Below are 1014 nucleotides of genomic sequence, written 5' to 3'. Positions count from 1 at the left end.
CCGGAGACGGGGTTGGCGGCGCCGGTGACGGCGGTGAGTTTGTCGGCCCAGCCGGCGTACCAGACCCAGCGGTCGACGGCGGCGTCCACCTGGGTCGCGGCGGCGTTCTTGGATGTGCCGGCTTGGCGTAGTTCGTCGATGAACTGGTCGCGGCGGCCTTCCAGCATCTCGGCGATGCGGTAGAGGATCTGGGCGCGGTTGTAGGCGGTGCGTCCGGACCAGCCGGGGAAGGCTTTGCGGGCGGCGACCACGGCGTCGCGGGCGTCTTTGCGGGACGCGTGGGAGGCGTTGGCCAGGAAGCGGCCCTTGGGGTCGGTCACGGGGTAGGACCTGCCGGATTCGGACCGGGGGAACGCGCCCCCGATGTAGAGCTTGTAGGTCTTGCGCACCGCCAGACGGTCAGACATTGAGGTAGGCCTCCAGTCCGTGGCGTCCGCCCTCGCGGCCGAACCCTGATTCCTTGTAGCCGCCGAACGGTGAGGCCGGGTCGAACTTGTTGAAGGTGTTGGCCCACACCACCCCGGCCCGCAGCCGCTGCGCCGTCCACAGGATCTGCGACCCCTTCTCGGTCCAGATGCCCGCCGACAGCCCGTAGGGGGTGTTGTTGGCCTTGGTGACGGCCTCCTCCGGGGTGCGGAACGTCAGCACCGACAGGACGGGCCCGAAGATCTCCTCGCGGGCGATCCGGTGCGACTGCGCCACCCCGGTGAACAGGGTGGGCGCGAACCAGAACCCCTGGGAGGGCAGCTCGCAGGGCGGCGACCACCGCTCGGCGCCCTCGGCCTGGCCGGCGTCGGTCAGCTCCCGGATCCGCGCCAGCTGCGCGGCGGAGTTGATCGCCCCGACATCGGTGTTCTTGTCCAGGGGGTCACCCACCCGCAGCGTCGCCATCCGCGCCTTGAGCCGCTCCAGGACCTCTTCGGCGACCGACTCCTGGACCAGCAGCCGCGACCCGGCGCAGCACACGTGGCCCTGGTTGAAGAAGATCCCGTTGACGATGCCCTCGACGGCCTG

2 protein-coding genes are annotated in these 1014 nt (G+C 70.4%); both read right to left on the bottom strand.

The features are described from left to right. Positions 1 to 407 (bottom strand): aldehyde dehydrogenase family protein (locus AB0H37_RS45070; RefSeq protein WP_360618866.1); only part of this gene is annotated, 407 nt, incomplete at its 3' end. Then, a partial coding sequence (locus AB0H37_RS45065; RefSeq protein ID WP_360618864.1) for an aldehyde dehydrogenase family protein occupies positions 400 to 1014 on the bottom strand: 615 nt, incomplete at its 5' end. The genes AB0H37_RS45070 and AB0H37_RS45065, both read right to left, overlap by 8 nt.

It is taken from the genome of Actinomadura sp. NPDC023710, from assembly GCF_040639875.1.
GTDB lineage: Bacteria > Actinomycetota > Actinomycetes > Streptosporangiales > Streptosporangiaceae > Spirillospora > Spirillospora citrea.
The sequence above is the reverse complement of the archived record's forward strand: the minus strand, read 5'-3'. Positions and strand labels throughout refer to the sequence as shown.